Origin of the sequence: Ulvibacterium sp. (assembly GCF_965228935.1) — a bacterium.
Taxonomy (GTDB): Bacteria; Bacteroidota; Bacteroidia; order Flavobacteriales; family Flavobacteriaceae; genus Ulvibacterium.
In genome coordinates, this window is sequence record NZ_OZ245846.1 from 5,534,393 (window position 1) to 5,548,841 (window position 14,449).

Annotated in this window: 12 protein-coding genes; all 12 read right to left on the reverse strand. The window is 41.1% G+C overall.

Translation table 11 applies throughout. The features are described 5' to 3' along the window. Window positions 1–47: 47 nt before the first annotated feature. Complete coding sequence (locus ACO06Y_RS23430) at window positions 48–1,352, reverse strand: flippase (RefSeq protein WP_422081506.1); 1,305 nt, start codon at window positions 1,350–1,352, stop codon at window positions 48–50. A gap of 3 nt (window positions 1,353–1,355) precedes the next feature. After that, window positions 1,356–2,372 (reverse strand): glycosyltransferase family 2 protein, encoded by a 1,017-nt coding sequence (locus ACO06Y_RS23435; RefSeq protein WP_422081507.1) that lies wholly within the window; start codon window positions 2,370–2,372, stop codon window positions 1,356–1,358. Continuing rightward, window positions 2,372–3,865 (reverse strand): O-antigen translocase, encoded by a 1,494-nt coding sequence (locus tag ACO06Y_RS23440; RefSeq protein WP_422081508.1) that lies wholly within the window; start codon window positions 3,863–3,865, stop codon window positions 2,372–2,374. Before ACO06Y_RS23440 ends, ACO06Y_RS23435 begins: the two co-directional genes overlap by 1 nt. Beyond that, a complete protein-coding gene (locus ACO06Y_RS23445) occupies window positions 3,858–4,967 on the reverse strand; it encodes a DegT/DnrJ/EryC1/StrS family aminotransferase (protein ID WP_422081509.1) in 1,110 nt (369 codons plus the stop codon). Before ACO06Y_RS23445 ends, ACO06Y_RS23440 begins: the two co-directional genes overlap by 8 nt. Window positions 4,968–5,015: 48 nt before the next feature. Further along, entirely contained in the window at window positions 5,016–5,960 is a 945-nt protein-coding gene (locus tag ACO06Y_RS23450) for a GNAT family N-acetyltransferase (RefSeq protein WP_422081510.1), read from the reverse strand. 109 nt (window positions 5,961–6,069) lie between these two features. Next, window positions 6,070–6,492 carry a sugar 3,4-ketoisomerase gene (locus ACO06Y_RS23455; RefSeq protein ID WP_422081511.1) on the reverse strand — a complete coding sequence of 141 codons (423 nt, stop codon included), beginning with the start codon at window positions 6,490–6,492 and terminating at the stop codon, window positions 6,070–6,072. Beyond that, complete coding sequence (gene rfbD / locus ACO06Y_RS23460; RefSeq protein ID WP_422081512.1) at window positions 6,476–7,735, reverse strand: dTDP-4-dehydrorhamnose reductase; 1,260 nt, start codon at window positions 7,733–7,735, stop codon at window positions 6,476–6,478. Before rfbD ends, ACO06Y_RS23455 begins: the two co-directional genes overlap by 17 nt. A gap of 5 nt (window positions 7,736–7,740) precedes the next feature. Beyond that, complete coding sequence (gene rfbC / locus ACO06Y_RS23465) at window positions 7,741–8,301, reverse strand: dTDP-4-dehydrorhamnose 3,5-epimerase (protein WP_422081513.1); 561 nt, start codon at window positions 8,299–8,301, stop codon at window positions 7,741–7,743. Beyond that, complete coding sequence (gene rfbA / locus ACO06Y_RS23470; RefSeq protein ID WP_422081514.1) at window positions 8,291–9,181, reverse strand: glucose-1-phosphate thymidylyltransferase RfbA; 891 nt, start codon at window positions 9,179–9,181, stop codon at window positions 8,291–8,293. The genes rfbC and rfbA overlap by 11 nt, the downstream gene beginning before the upstream one ends. Beyond that, window positions 9,178–10,239 (reverse strand): dTDP-glucose 4,6-dehydratase, encoded by a 1,062-nt coding sequence (rfbB, locus tag ACO06Y_RS23475; protein WP_422081515.1) that lies wholly within the window; start codon window positions 10,237–10,239, stop codon window positions 9,178–9,180. Before rfbB ends, rfbA begins: the two co-directional genes overlap by 4 nt. 232 nt (window positions 10,240–10,471) lie before the next feature. Beyond that, window positions 10,472–11,857 (reverse strand): MraY family glycosyltransferase, encoded by a 1,386-nt coding sequence (locus ACO06Y_RS23480; protein ID WP_422081516.1) that lies wholly within the window; start codon window positions 11,855–11,857, stop codon window positions 10,472–10,474. A 491-nt stretch (window positions 11,858–12,348) separates the two neighbouring features. Further along, a complete protein-coding gene (locus ACO06Y_RS23485) occupies window positions 12,349–14,442 on the reverse strand; it encodes an alpha-L-fucosidase (protein ID WP_422081517.1) in 2,094 nt (697 codons plus the stop codon). Between the last annotated feature and the right edge of the window lie 7 nt (window positions 14,443–14,449).

Consider the following 14,449-nt stretch of genomic DNA (forward strand, 5'->3'; position numbering starts at 1 on the left):
ATCTGTATCCGATTAATTATAACACTAAATCTACTTTTCACAATAATTCAAAATTTAATTGGAGAAATATTTATTTTTTTCTTAACTACAAATAACTTAAACAGATTAGATATTGTTACAGTAATTGCAGTAGCTATTGCCGCACCTAAAGCACCATAATGTGTAATCAAAATAACATTCAATACAATATTTAAAAGAACTGCTATTATGGAAATATAGCCATGTACTTTTTCAAAACCACACATAACCAATAACATTCCTGAACATCCCGTGGCCATATTAAAAAACTGTCCAATAGCCAATACCACCAATATCCAATAGGCTTCCGTAAATTCGGAACCCCATAAGCCTAATAACCAATGTCCTACAATTAAAAATCCAAACAAAAATATAAGAGCTATAATGGATAATCCTTTGGTAACACGATTTACCATAATTTGCATTTCACTAATTTTGGTATCATTAAACAAACTTGCCAATTTAGGCGCAATAGCTGCATTAGTAACCTGTAAAAACAAGGAGGTTAAGAATGCCAAACGTGCTGCTACGCTATAAATACCCGCATCTTCAAGAGTACCTAAGGTACCCAACATAATAACGTCAGCATTTCTGGCAATCACTCCTGTTCCTGTTACCACTAACAAGGGTAAGGCCATTTTAAGCATGGGCTTCAGATTAAACTTCCCTTTACTTTTACTTTTAAAAGTGCCTTTCCATAACACCATCATTACAATTACCAAGAGCACACGACTTACCGCATATAACAATAAAACACTCACAGGCGTATAGCTGATATCAAATGCCCAATAGAGTAAAAGCCCAAGTCCAACCAATAGGATACTCAAGGTTTCGTTTACCAAATTGGCCTGCCATATTTTACCATAACCATTTAATGCGGCTCCAAAAACCCTGGAAAACGTTTGGGGAATAAGCATTACAAATACAATCAGTAATGGGATGTACAATTCTTGATTTCCGGACCACAACTTTAGAATTATAGGTAAAAGTAAAGCCGCAATACTAGCAATACCTATGGAAAGTAACCCATTAAAAATGAGACTTGTTCTTAAAGTAGAGGATATGCCAGAATCCTCCTTTTCCGCCTTAGCTATCGCAATAAATTTTATGATGACATTTTGAAACCCAAGTATGGTAAGGATTAACATAATCGTCCCCAACTGATTGGCAAAATTCACAATCCCTAAACCTTCGGGACCTAAGGTACGCCCCAGGAAAATGCTAATTAGTAATCCAACGATCATGCCTGCCACCTTTACCAGCATGGTTTTGGATGATTTTACCATCACCTCTAAGGTATGTATGTCTAATTTGGACTTAATCTTTTGTATCATTTTCTATAATGCAGTAAGTACCAATTCAAAAAGTTTTTTATTGATTCTATTCATAAGTTTGTAATAATATGAAGGTCTTAATAATTGGAATATTCTATATACTGGTTGAGAGACACTATGTCTCTTATTTTCAGGGATACTGACCAAAACTTTGAATTGTATAATTTGTATCATGGTATCCCAAGCTCTTAAAAACAGATAGTTCTTTAGTTGTTCATTGAGCAACACTTTTCGCATAAAAAAATAGCTCGATTGTCTAAAAGGCAGGCCGGAATATAAATCTTTTTTAGTGCCCCAATTTTCACGTAGCACAATTCCTTCATCATGTATTCTATAAATAACCGTTGGTTCATCATTACAAATAAAAAAGTAGTTATTTTGAGCAGCCTTTACCCACAATGGATAGTCTTCCATCATAGGAAAACGTTCATCAAACCCACCCAAATGAACCAATGCTTCCCGCCTAATAAAGGCAGAGGGTGCCGGCACAAAGCATTTCCTTAATATTATCCTTAAATGATTCTTTTTAGTCTTTAATAATTGAAATCCCTTGTTGAAATGGTTTGCAAGGTTTTCCCTTTTTTTGGTAAACTTCATTTTGCTAAAAAAGAAAGAGTGGGGACTATTTTTAACAAAATTTATGTTCCTTTCGATACAGGTATCCATCAAGATATCATCGCCGGCAATAAACTTTATCCATTCCCCTTTTGCCTCTTTTAAACCGCGATTGATATTCGGTGCAATCCCTGTATTATTTTCTACAGTAATACATTTTGCAGCCATAAATCTCTCCTTATTTTCGCTTAGCCATTCTTCGCAAATCTTTACCGTAGTATCCATTGAGCCATCATCAGTAATGATCAATTCTATATTATTATAGGTTTGTGCCTTGGCACTTTCCAGGGTTTCCAGCACATATTTGGATGAATTGTAGGTAATTACGATGACCGAAACCAATGGATCAGATGATTGCCTCCAGAATTCATCAACCTCAGATGTTCTATTACTATTAGGATTCATTATTTGTTAATCCGCTTTTTTAGAAAATCTTTTAAATCGATCCTTCTGTCCAATTCTACAATTGAAACCCAACCTGAAATTATAATAAATGGCAACCCAATTAGATACCCCCATGGGGTTGGAATAAATTTAATAATGAAAAAACAGATGATTGCCAATGAAAATTGCACTCCAAATATTCTATAAAAGTGGGTATGGAAACTAAATTTGTATTTATAATTGGCCAATATTAAAACCTGAATAAAATATAGCAGATACGATATTAAAAAGGAAATTCCCAAGCCTTCCAATCCCATTAAATAATACCCCAAAACATTGAGCCCTAAGCCATAAATAGTAGCGATCAGCTCGTTCCAAAAGAATAATTTAGAGGCCCCCTTGGCCAATAAAATAAAAGCAATTGACCAGCTGCCAGCCTTAAAAAACATTCCCAAAGCCATCCAATGCAACATGGCGTCGATGGATGCAAATTTTGTGGAATAAAGCAATATAACGATCCAATTAATAAATAGTAGAAATACAACCAGTATCGGAGCCAGGATCAAGATGGCAATTTCGGCCTGCTGGTTGATCATTACAGTTGCCTTTTTATTGTCGTAGGCAACTCCGGATAGCCTGGGATAATAATCGGTAGCCATTGCGGTAAAAACAAGCCCTACATAGGTGTTCATAATGGCGAACCCCGCGTTAAATAAACCTACATCTTCAATACCTCCGGTATTACTAATAAAAATCCGAATTAAATATAATGAGCCAACCACCAGTAAACCGCTTAAACTCAGCATAAAGCCCATTAGCATCATCCCTTTCCCCAAAACCCTGGTCTCTTTAAAAGAAACGTTTACTTTTTGAGTTTTTACCTGCTTGGAAAAGTACCTGGTAACACCCAGGGTGAGAAGGCTGGTTAAAATAATGGCAGGAACAATTCCTTCAATACCCAAGTAGTAATACAAAGGAATTGATACCAATAACCCTAAGGCTGAACCTTGCATGCTGGCACGGGCCAGAAACTTCAATTTCCGCATACCCTGCAGCAAAACATATTGCCCGCTTGTTAGCTGATTGAAAAGCAGGGCCATGGAAAGCCACAGAAAAGCAGTGGAATACTCCGTATTACCAAAAGCCAATTCACTTAGCCACGAGGCAAATACAAAAGTGATTAAGGCCCCTAAAATCCCTGTAAACCATACCAAACGGCGAACAACCACAACAACCCTGGCCATTCGAAGTTCATTCTTGCCTTCGTGCGCGGCAGCAATATCTTTTACCGAACTGACCCCTAGACCAAAGTTGGTCAATGAACCGACCAATTCAAGCGTGGAGGTTAACAGACCTGCGATCCCCATACCGCCCGGGCCCAATAAAATGGCAATTACCTTGGATCTTATGATGGCAATAATAATCTTGAATACCTGTACACCTCCAAAAACGGAGGTAGCCCTTAAAATTTGCCTATAACTGTCACTTTCTTTAATGGCACCGTCCTTAGCCATTATAACTATTTAGTGAATCAACCACCTGTTTTATTTTATTATCAGCCATACATGCACTTACTGGCAAACTCAATACCTCCTTATGTATTTGTTCGGTTATAGGAAAGCTCAACTGGTTAAACCTCCTATAAGCTATTTGTTTATAAGGAGGTATGGGGTAATGAATAAGCGTCTGTATGCCGTGCTCATGGAGGTATTCTTGCAATGCATCCCTATTCTTCGTACGTATAACAAACAAATGCCACACATGTCTTTCCCGCTGTACTGCTTCGGGCAATAGTATTGATGGGTTCGTAATGTGTTTCAAATAGTACCCAGCTACTTTTCTTCTGCCTGCAATATCTTCTTGTATGTGGTTCAATTTTACATTTAAAAAGGCTGCTTGTATTTCATCTAAGCGAGAATTAAGACCCCGGTATAGGTATTCATACTTCTTTTGGGAACCATAATTACGCAATGCAGAAATAGTTTTTGCCAATTGTTCATCATTTGTGGTAACTGCTCCCGCATCACCCAGGGCACCCAGGTTTTTAGCAGGGTAAAAACTATGTGCGGCCGCATCCCCAATGCCACCTGATACTCTACCGTTCCATAGGGCCCCATGCGATTGTGCAGCGTCCTCGATCAACTTCAAGTTGTACTTTTTACATAGCTCCAACATTTGTTGATCTATGGAAATCTGACCATACAAATGCACCGTTAGCACTGCCTTTGTTCTTTTGGTAATGGCTGCCTCAAACTTTGAGGAATCCAAATTAAAAGTCTTTGCATTCGGTTCTACAAATACGGGGATTAGTTCATTGTCTGAAATAGCCAGAATAGAGGCGATAAAGGTGTTTGCAGGGACTATAACCTCATCGCCTTTCTGAAGTACCCCCAATTCGATATACGCTTTAAATATTAAACGTAGTGCATCCAATCCGTTAGCAACGCCCAGAGCATAATTTGTTCCGCAAAAAGTTGCATATTTTTTTTCAAAAGCTTCAAGTTCTTTACCCAAAACGTACCAACCGGAATCTATAACCCTACTAGCAGCGGCTTTCAGCTCCTCCCGGTACTGGGCATTTATTTTTTGTAGATCCAAAAAATTTATGAGATCCATATTAATTATACTTCTATCCGATGTAAAACACTCCCATTCAACAGTATTTTAATTGGATGTTTCTAAAGGAAGCGAGTAAAAGTCTAGGGCAATTCCTCTGGCGCCCATTCGTTCCTTTTGTTGAATGAGGCCCCTGTTCAACTTTTTACCTTCATTTTCCGAGGAAATCCCAAAACTATAATACTCCCTTTCCATAAAAATCTTGTTGATTAAATTATGGTGCAAAAATTCTAAAGCTCCCATTTTTCTTCCTTCCTGGGAATTTGCCTGATATTGTACATGAATAACATTGTCATAATCATAAATTACGGCCCCAGCCAACAGTCTACCTTCTTTTCTGGCTTCAAATAATCTGATTTTTTCGGGAAAAAGCTTATTTAAATAGACTATTTCCTGCAGTGAATGCACTGGTTTTACATTAAATTTTGAAACGACTTCTGTTAACAAATCCCAATATTCAGTAAAATCATTATTCTCTAAAAAGTCAATTTTATCCCGGAAACATTTTTGTACAGCGCGTCTTTTAGATCGTAAAAATCGAATTCTATTATTTATCCGAATAACGGAAGAAATATCCCTTCTTATAAGCGATGCATTTAATCTATTTAAAGCATACAGATCTTCTTCTGACGGATAGCGATGAAATATATGGGCAGGTATTTTAAGGATGATTTTACTAAAACCCAATTTCGTATAGTATTCCATAATTAACTGAAATACCTCGAGGACTTTAGCCGTTTTAATCCCATAGCTCATGATCAGGGATCCAAAGGTTAAACCGCTATGTGAAATAATTTTATCTTCCTTTTCATTGGCAGGAAACAAAGCAATTACTTTATTCTTTTCAGCAACAATAACAGAATGATCTACGAATCTATCCGCATGATAATCCATATAATCCCTGTAAAATAGAAAAATTCCATTTTTAGAACTTTCAATAAAATTATCCCAAATTTCATGATCTTCTTTCGTGTATTTTTTTAATTCAATCATTTAAGATCTTCTAACACATTTTTGTCAGTTGTTAATAAAAGAACAACATATTTCCGAAGCCCTTTACCTGTCTTAACGCCCCCCAAATCTTCTTCGTCAAATCCCTTTTTCATTGCTTGGTTAACTCTAAATATGATTTATAGTCTCGTATGTAATCGCCTTCATCATATTTATGTGAAGCGATAACCAAACAAATTGCATCGGAAGAAAAATTTTCCAATTCACGCCATATTCCCGGTACAATATGAAGTGCCAAATTGGACCTGTTTAGGGTTATTATTCTATTATTTACTCCGTCATCGATGATTACGTCAAAACTTCCACTAACCGCCAGAATATATTGTTCGAGTTCATAATGGGCATGCCCACCGCGTTTCTCACCAGTTGGGACACCGTACAAATGATAAATTCTTTTTACTTCAAACGGAATGTTAAGGTCATCTTCAACCATGGTATTGTCACCAACAATGCTAGTAACTTTTGAAACTTCGATGGTAAAACACATATCGACCGTATTATCTTTTAGTCCCATTCCTTATCCTTTTAAAACTTTCAAAGTCTCTGATATAATCCGCTTCATTATACGAAATGGATGAAACAATTAAAGCAAATGCCTTAGCTGAGAAATTCTCCATTCTCCTCCAAATTAAGTTTGGGACAAGTAGCCCATAATCAGAGCTGTTTAAACTATATTTCATTTCTTTTCTACCGTCATTCAGCACAACATCAAAACTTCCGGAAAGAGTAACAATAAACTCAGTTGATCTTCTAAAAGCATGTTCCCCTCTAATCCCACCCTTAGGGACATCATTTATAAAATAGGTTCTTTTAATATCAAATGGAATCTGATTACTGTTTTCAAACCAAATTAAGTTTCCTCTGACATCCAGTATTTTTGAGAGTTCAATAATTTTGGGTTCTGGTTTTTGTAAACATCGTGCCAGGGAATCTTCCCAGGACGAAATTTTTATTCCATAAGTTTCTTTAATCTTCCTTTTGTTCAAAATACTGTAATGAGGCCTTTTTGCCCGAGTGGGAAATTCAGCGGTTTTGATGGGATTTACTTTTACGGCTATTTTTTTTAAGGCAAAAATGGCTTTTGCAAAATCGTACCAACTGGAAATACCTTCATTGGAATAGTGATAAATCTCTGTATCCTTATTTTTTATATTCGGAAGAATTTCCAGAATGGCTTTTGCCAGATCATTCGCGTAGGTGGGTGTACCTTTCTGATCAGCGATAACTTTAATCTCGCTTTTTTCCTGCCCCAACCGTAACATGGTCTTGACAAAATTGGACCCGTAAGAAGAGTATAACCAAGAAGTCCTAATAATAACAGAATTCGAGGGATTCACTTCCAATAGGGCCTTTTCCCCTTCCCATTTGCTCTTGCCATAGACCGTTTGGGGATTTGGGGTATCCGATTCGGTATAAGGGGTCTGGGCCGTACCTTCAAATACATAGTCCGTGGAGATATGAATCAATTTCATGTTGCTTTCCTTAGCCAGTTTTGCCAAATGCGCAACAGCCAAGTGATTTACGGCATACGCCGTTTCGGCATCGGTCTCGGCCCGGTCCACTGCCGTATAGGCGGCGGTATTGAGAATCACGTCCGGCTGGTGTTCCGCCACAAAACGGGTGACCGCCGCATGGTCCGTGATATCCAATTGGTCCTGGTCCGTAAAGACGAAGTCATGTTCACCATGGGTCTTGGACAGTTCCCTAAGTTCCATCCCCAATTGTCCATTGCCCCCCGTAATCCACAGTTTCCCCATGCTACTTATTTTTGGAATTCAAAATATTCCGCATCCTTAAAGCATGGGAAACTGGAATCCTTGACAGAGGTTTGAATCTGGTCCCAGGGCAGGCCCCAATCTATCCCCAACTCCGGGTCGTCAAAGGCAATGCCCCGTTCGCTATCCTTGTCGTAGTAGGCATCCACCTTATAGGCAAAAATGGCCGTTTTGCTCAATACCGCAAAGCCATGGGCAAAACCTTTGGGCACCAAAAGTTGCTGCTTGGATTCCGAATCTAGTTCCACCGCCACATGTTTTCCAAAGGTGGGGGAGCCTTGACGGATATCCAGGACCACGTCCAATACCCGGCCTTGGACCACACGTACCAACTTGGTCTGGGCATGGGGAGGCAATTGGCAGTGCAAACCCCGGAGCACCCCGTAGGCCGACTGGGATTCATTGTCCTGGCAAAAATCCAGGGAAACCCCCAAAAAGGCATCCAAGGCATCTTGGCGAAAGGTTTCCAAAAAATAGCCCCGTTCATCCCCCAAAACCTGGGGTTTACATAAAACCACATCGGGTATGGACAGCCGCTTAAAATCCATCCGCAGTTCCTTTTGCACGTTGGATCAAATATTGCCCGTAATTGTTCTTTTGTAGGGAGCTAGCCAATTTTAATAGCTGTTCCTTGGTAATGTAACCCATATCATAGGCAATCTCCTCCAGGCAGGCCACCTTGAGGCCCTGCCGGTGTTCCAGGGTCTTGATGTAGTTAGAGGCTTCCAGAAGGGATTCATGGGTACCCGTATCCAACCACGCAAAACCCCTGCCCATCAATTCCACCTGAAGTTGCTGCCGCGAAAGATAGGCCTGGTTTACCGAGGTAATCTCCAATTCGCCCCGCTCGCTGGGGGTGACCTGTTTGGCAATATCCACTACGGTATTTGGATAAAAATAGAGGCCTACCACGGCGTAATGGCTCTTTGGAATCTTTGGTTTTTCCTCGATGCTCAACACCTTCCCATCCGAATTAAATTCCACTACCCCATACCGATTGGGATCTTGTACATAATAACCAAAAACTGTGGCATCCCCTTTTTCACGAACACCCTTTACGGCCTTTGACAATAATTCCGTAAACCCATGGCCATAAAAAATGTTGTCTCCCAAGATCAAGCAGACATCATCATTGCCAATAAATTCCTCCCCAATAATAAAGGCCTGTGCCAGACCATCCGGTGAAGGCTGTTCCGCATAGGAAAACTGTAGCCCAATAGCCGAACCATCACCCAGAAGATGTTTGAAACGGGGCAAATCCACTGGAGTGGAAATAATCAAAATTTCCCGTATGCCGGCCAGCATTAGAGCCGATAAGGGGTAGTAAATCATGGGTTTGTCATGAATGGGCAATAGCTGTTTGGAAGTCCCTTTGGTCAAAGGATATAATCGAGTGCCAGACCCCCCGGCCAAAACTATTCCCTTCATGATTTCTGATATTGTGCTTTGTAATATTCCTGATAGGCCCCGGAGGTCACATGTTCCAACCACTCCCCATTGTCCAGATACCAGTCTATGGTCCTGGAAAGCCCTTCTTCAAAAGTAACACTGGGGTACCATCCCAACTCCCGGTTTATTTTGGAAGCGTCTATGGCATAGCGCAAATCATGACCGGGCCGATCCTTGACATAGGTAATCAATCTCTCGTTATATCCTGCCTCACGTCCCAATTTTTCATCCATCTGTCGGCACAACAACCGCACCAAGTCAATGTTTTTCCACTCATTGAACCCTCCGATATTGTAGGTTTCCTTGATTTTGCCCTTATGAAAGACCAGATCAATGGCTATGGCATGATCAACTACATAGAGCCAATCCCGAGTGTAGTTGCCATCCCCGTAAACGGGCAAGGGTCTTTCATGAATAACATTGTTAATGAACAGGGGTATCAGTTTTTCCGGAAATTGGTTTTGACCATAATTATTGGAGCAATTGGTAATGCTATAGGGCAGACCATAGGTCTCCCCATAGGCCCGTACAAAATGATCGGAACCTGCTTTGGAAGCCGAATACGGCGAATTGGGGCTGTAGGGACTGGTCTCTTTGAAAAAGCCATTTTCCGGTAATGACCCATATACCTCATCCGTACTGATATGATAAAAACGTTTGCCTTCCCAATTGTCTTTCCAGAGCGAGCAAAATGCATTTAGGAGCACTATGGTGCCCAAAATATTGGTTTTGGCGAAGGCCAGGGGATTATTGATCGATTTATCCACATGGGACTCTGCCGCCAAATGAATAACCCCATCAAATCGATACTCCTTAAAAATCGTTTCAATAAAATGGGTATCGGTAATATCACCATGTAGGAAAGTGTAGTTCTCCTTGTCCTCCACATCCTTTAGGTTTTCCAAATTACCCGCATAGGTCAGCGCGTCCAAATTGTAGACTTGGTATTCCGGATATCTGTTCACAAACCTTCTAACCGTATGTGAACCTATAAAGCCAGCTCCTCCCGTAATTAGAATACTCCTTTTGCCACTCATTTTTTTACGCTCCAATTTTGATTCCAAGTATTGGCATCCACATCTGCCCTATTCCATAATCTGTTTTTCGAATACATAATAGCAACCTCATTTTATTGTTTAAGCCCAATTCATAACGATAAAAATTGTTTTGGGAACAATTTAAGGTACCGTATCATTTCATTATGCAAGATAGTAGGATTTCCGTATTGCCACCTAATCGATGCTGTTTCGAATTTAGGGTTTGTATCCCTTAGGATTGCTTTCGCATTCTTCCGCCGGTTCTTTTTAAATCCATGGTCTTAACTTTTTTGGAATCCGACTTTCTGTCCGAAAGCAAATCCTGTCCTTTAAAATCTTTTGCCCCACTAATATAATGATTGGAGACAGGTAAATCCAATGAGGGAGGTTCATTATCCGCCGTAGATTTTTCCATTTGAAACGCCTCGGAAGTCTCAGGTACATTTGGGACGGATCCATGGTTTTCAATCGGAATTCCCGGTTCATTTTTTAAAATCCTGTCGTTATCCTTTATTTCGGGTAACTGAGGCCGGTGTTTCTCAAAAACCTTTAGAAATGGGGACAGATATAGGAACGAACCTAGCAAAACGCTAACAACGAGTTGAACATTGATATTCAAATCGCCCATTAAAAACACCAGACCAATAATACAAAGGTTACAAACACAAACAATTAGCGTAGCTTGCTCGTGGGCATTGCCCAAATCCAAAAGGCGATGGTGGATATGGTTGCGATCGGCACTGAACGGACTGCGTCTTTGCCAAACCCGAATGCTAAAAACCCGTAAGGTGTCCAATAATGGATAGGACAAAATGGCCAAAAGCAATATAGGTGCATTTGGAACAGCCATGGATGCCAAGGCATTTTCGTTGACCCCTAGAAAAGCAACTCCTTGATAGGTCAATAAAAAACCGATCAACAAGGAACCCGAATCACCCATAAAAAGCTTTTGGGTATTGGATAGGTTATAATACAAAAAACCGATTACGGAGCCTGTTAAAGCAAAGGAAACCAAGGATAAGAGGTACTGCTCATTAAGCAAAAAGAAAATACCGAAGGTAACACTGGACAGGATGGCTATAGATCCGGCCAGACCATCGATACCGTCAATCAGGTTAACTGCGTTGATGACCAAAATAAATACAAAAAAGGTGAAACCTACAGAAACCCAATACGGTAACTCCCCAACCCCCAATAGTCCTTGAAAATGGGTAATCCGGACATCGGATAAAAAAATCACCATACTGGCCGCCAAAAGCTGGCCTACCAATTTTTTCTTGGGGGACATGAGCACCAGATCGTCCTTGACCCCCATAATCAGCAAAAGTAGGGTAGCCGCCAATAGCGACACTAATTTTAGTAGTTCCGGTCGGGACAAATCAGCCAGAACGCCCAATAACATAATGGTGAGGGAAAAAACAATAAACAAACCCATACCTCCCAAGGTAGGTACCTTGTTCGCATGTGCACTCCGTTCATCCGGGTCATCCATCAATCCTTTCCGATTCACCACATAGATAATAATGGGATACAATCGAAAGGAAATCAATAGCGTTGCCGCCACCGAACATGTTATTAAAAAATAAAGATTGTCAAATAAATAGGAAATTTGGGCCATAATTTGTGGGGGTTATAGCAGTTTTAATCAAAATTTTCCTTGTTCTTCGCTGAAATTGACCCCGTTCCCTGACCGTACTACGCACTTTTCTAAATCGAATCGCAATAGTCATCATAATGTAAACTTGGGGCATTCAACATAATGTTTAGATAAAAGTAGTATTATTTACACTTTCTGAGCTACAAACTATCATGCATTTGAACGATTTTTCTCGAAATACAATTTTGAACCCATATTTAAACGAAATCTAAGACGAGATATCCATTTTTTTCTATTATTGATAAAATAGTTATCAAAAAGTTATGAAAAGGCTTGCAATTAGTTATATTTCGGTCTATTATCCCATTAATTTGAGAAAATAATCCTTGTCGAGTCCTTTAAATGGCATGCTTCCCAGCTATTCAACATAAAAAATTCCTCAATCAATTCGTGTACCATTCTAAAAGCAGTTAAATATGGGAAGGGTGTTCTTACGAAAACAAAACAGTTTTCTATGGAACCGTCAATACGCCTACCTCCCCAAATGAAGTCCTAAAGTCGGGGTTGTCTACCTTCAGTCCCTTTAACTTAATGTACCTCGCCTTTGTGGTCTTGAAATTTACCCGCTGCTCGATACGATTATTGACCACATTGCCGAATTCCCCTGTGGCGGTAATTTTCCAGTTTGCATTGTCCCTACTCGTAGCGAATTCATAGGCCGTAATGATACCAAAAGGATACCGTTCCTGGATGGGCCAATAGGTAAAACCGGTCAAGTCATATACTTTCCCCAGATCGATAACAATTTCCTGAGGAGCGTCCACACCTTCGTCCGTGGCCCAAAAGGTGTCGGGGTCGTCATCAATACCGGCACTAGCTTGGCCCAGATCTCCCGATGAGACCCGGACTATTTTCCAATCCTTTTTAGCGATATCAAAACGCTTTACCGAAGCGACGGAATGTTCTCCAGTGCTGGGATCAACTGTCATTGCCTTGATAGAAGCAGGGGAATTCAAAAGAAATGAATCGGAATATTTTGGGGAAGTTGTAGAAGGTTCTCTTCCATCCAATGTATAGTGAATCTCGACGGCACTGTCCGGGACTTTAAGGGTAACCAGACCCTGCCGGTCTCTTTTGATCTCTGGTGGCACCAAAAGATTCGGTGCGCGATACAATTCCAGATTCGCGATGGCCAACGGTCCCTTGGCCTCCAAGAAATTAACTCGAATTCCCGTTGCCTGCACCGTTTCAAAGCGCAGGATGCGTTTGTACCCTATAGTGGTTTGCCTATCCATTTCGACCCACCCTCCATCAATCTCCGCCTCCAAGCTAAAATCTTGTACACGTTGGCCCAAGGGAATGTACTCCTGAAGCAAAATTCGATTCACTTCGGTCGGTTTGTCAAACGTAAGGGTAAGGGATGCACTAGCAACACCGTCATTGGTGGACCAAAAGGTTTCCGGATTACCATCAACGGTCTTTTCCACAGAAAACTCGGAACCATTTTCGCGTTCGTCGGTGGCCGATATTTTTAGGTCTTTGGCAAGATCATTCGCAAAATCCTTGTCCAGTTGATTACGAAGGGCCATTAATTGCCGTACATCTGTCTCATGGACAAGACCTCTGGTATCTACGGGAAGGTTCAATAATAGGGAGGCGTTCCTTCCAACCGATTTATAGTAAATGTCCAGCAAATGAGGTAAACCCTTTACCTGATGGTCCTCCCTTGGATGATAATACCACCCCGGGCGGATGGAAACATCGGCCTCGGCGGGCAACCAATGTGTCCCGTCCTCATGGCCGGAGCGCAATTCCTTGTACCGGGGCCAGCCCGGGTAAATCTCGTCACGTCGCATGATGCTCCAATTGGTCTCATTGGCCCAACCTTCCTCATTGCCCACCCAACGGATATCGGGACCTCCATCGCTAAAAATAACCGCATCCGGCTGTAGTTCCCTGACTATAGCCATGGCCTTGTCCCACTGGTAGTAGGTCTTATTGTCTATTTTACGGGTTTCATTGGCACCACCATAAAAACCCGAGCCTCCGTTGGCACCGTCGAACCAAACTTCGAAAACCGGACCATAGTCGGTCAGTAGTTCGCGTAGTTGCTCATGGAAAATCTTTACGTATTCCGGTTTACCGTAGTCCGCATGATTTCGGTCCCAGGGGGATAGGTATACCCCAAACTTAAGGCCGTAGGCCTTACAGGCTTCGGAAAGATCTTTTAATAGATCGCCCCGACCATTTTTCCAAGGGGAATTCACAACGGAATGTTCCGTGGTTTTGGTAGGCCACAAACAAAAGCCATCATGATGTTTGGCCGTAATAATGATACCCTTCATCCCTGCCTGCTTGGCCACTTTGGCCCATTGCATGGCATCCAATTCCGAAGGGTCGAACTGTGTGGGGGATTCACCCCCTGTGCCCCACTCCATGTCGGTAAAGGTGTTCATATTGAAATGGATAAAGGCATAGTACTCCAAATTTTGCCAGGCCAATTGCCGTTCGGAAGGGGTGGGGCCTACCGGAGTCGGCGGCTGTACCCTGGAGCATGAAATTGCCCCGACCCAAACCACAAGCAACAAAAATTGATATAGTTTCATATTCATC

Excerpts from the sequence above, each read along its gene's own strand:
- ACO06Y_RS23430 (WP_422081506.1), bottom strand. The coding sequence starts at position 1,352 with ATGATACAAAAGATTAAGTCCAAATTAGACATACATACCTTAGAGGTG.
- ACO06Y_RS23435 (WP_422081507.1), bottom strand. The coding sequence starts at position 2,372 with ATGAATCCTAATAGTAATAGAACATCTGAGGTTGATGAATTCTGGAGG.
- ACO06Y_RS23440 (WP_422081508.1), bottom strand. The coding sequence starts at position 3,865 with ATGGCTAAGGACGGTGCCATTAAAGAAAGTGACAGTTATAGGCAAATT.
- ACO06Y_RS23445 (WP_422081509.1), bottom strand. The coding sequence starts at position 4,967 with ATGGATCTCATAAATTTTTTGGATCTACAAAAAATAAATGCCCAGTAC.
- ACO06Y_RS23450 (WP_422081510.1), bottom strand. The coding sequence starts at position 5,960 with ATGATTGAATTAAAAAAATACACGAAAGAAGATCATGAAATTTGGGAT.
- ACO06Y_RS23455 (WP_422081511.1), bottom strand. The coding sequence starts at position 6,492 with ATGGGACTAAAAGATAATACGGTCGATATGTGTTTTACCATCGAAGTT.
- rfbD (WP_422081512.1), bottom strand. The coding sequence starts at position 7,735 with ATGGGGAAACTGTGGATTACGGGGGGCAATGGACAATTGGGGATGGAA.
- rfbC (WP_422081513.1), bottom strand. The coding sequence starts at position 8,301 with ATGGATTTTAAGCGGCTGTCCATACCCGATGTGGTTTTATGTAAACCC.
- rfbA (WP_422081514.1), bottom strand. The coding sequence starts at position 9,181 with ATGAAGGGAATAGTTTTGGCCGGGGGGTCTGGCACTCGATTATATCCT.
- rfbB (WP_422081515.1), bottom strand. The coding sequence starts at position 10,239 with ATGAGTGGCAAAAGGAGTATTCTAATTACGGGAGGAGCTGGCTTTATA.
- ACO06Y_RS23480 (WP_422081516.1), bottom strand. The coding sequence starts at position 11,857 with ATGGCCCAAATTTCCTATTTATTTGACAATCTTTATTTTTTAATAACA.
- ACO06Y_RS23485 (WP_422081517.1), bottom strand. The coding sequence starts at position 14,442 with ATGAAACTATATCAATTTTTGTTGCTTGTGGTTTGGGTCGGGGCAATT.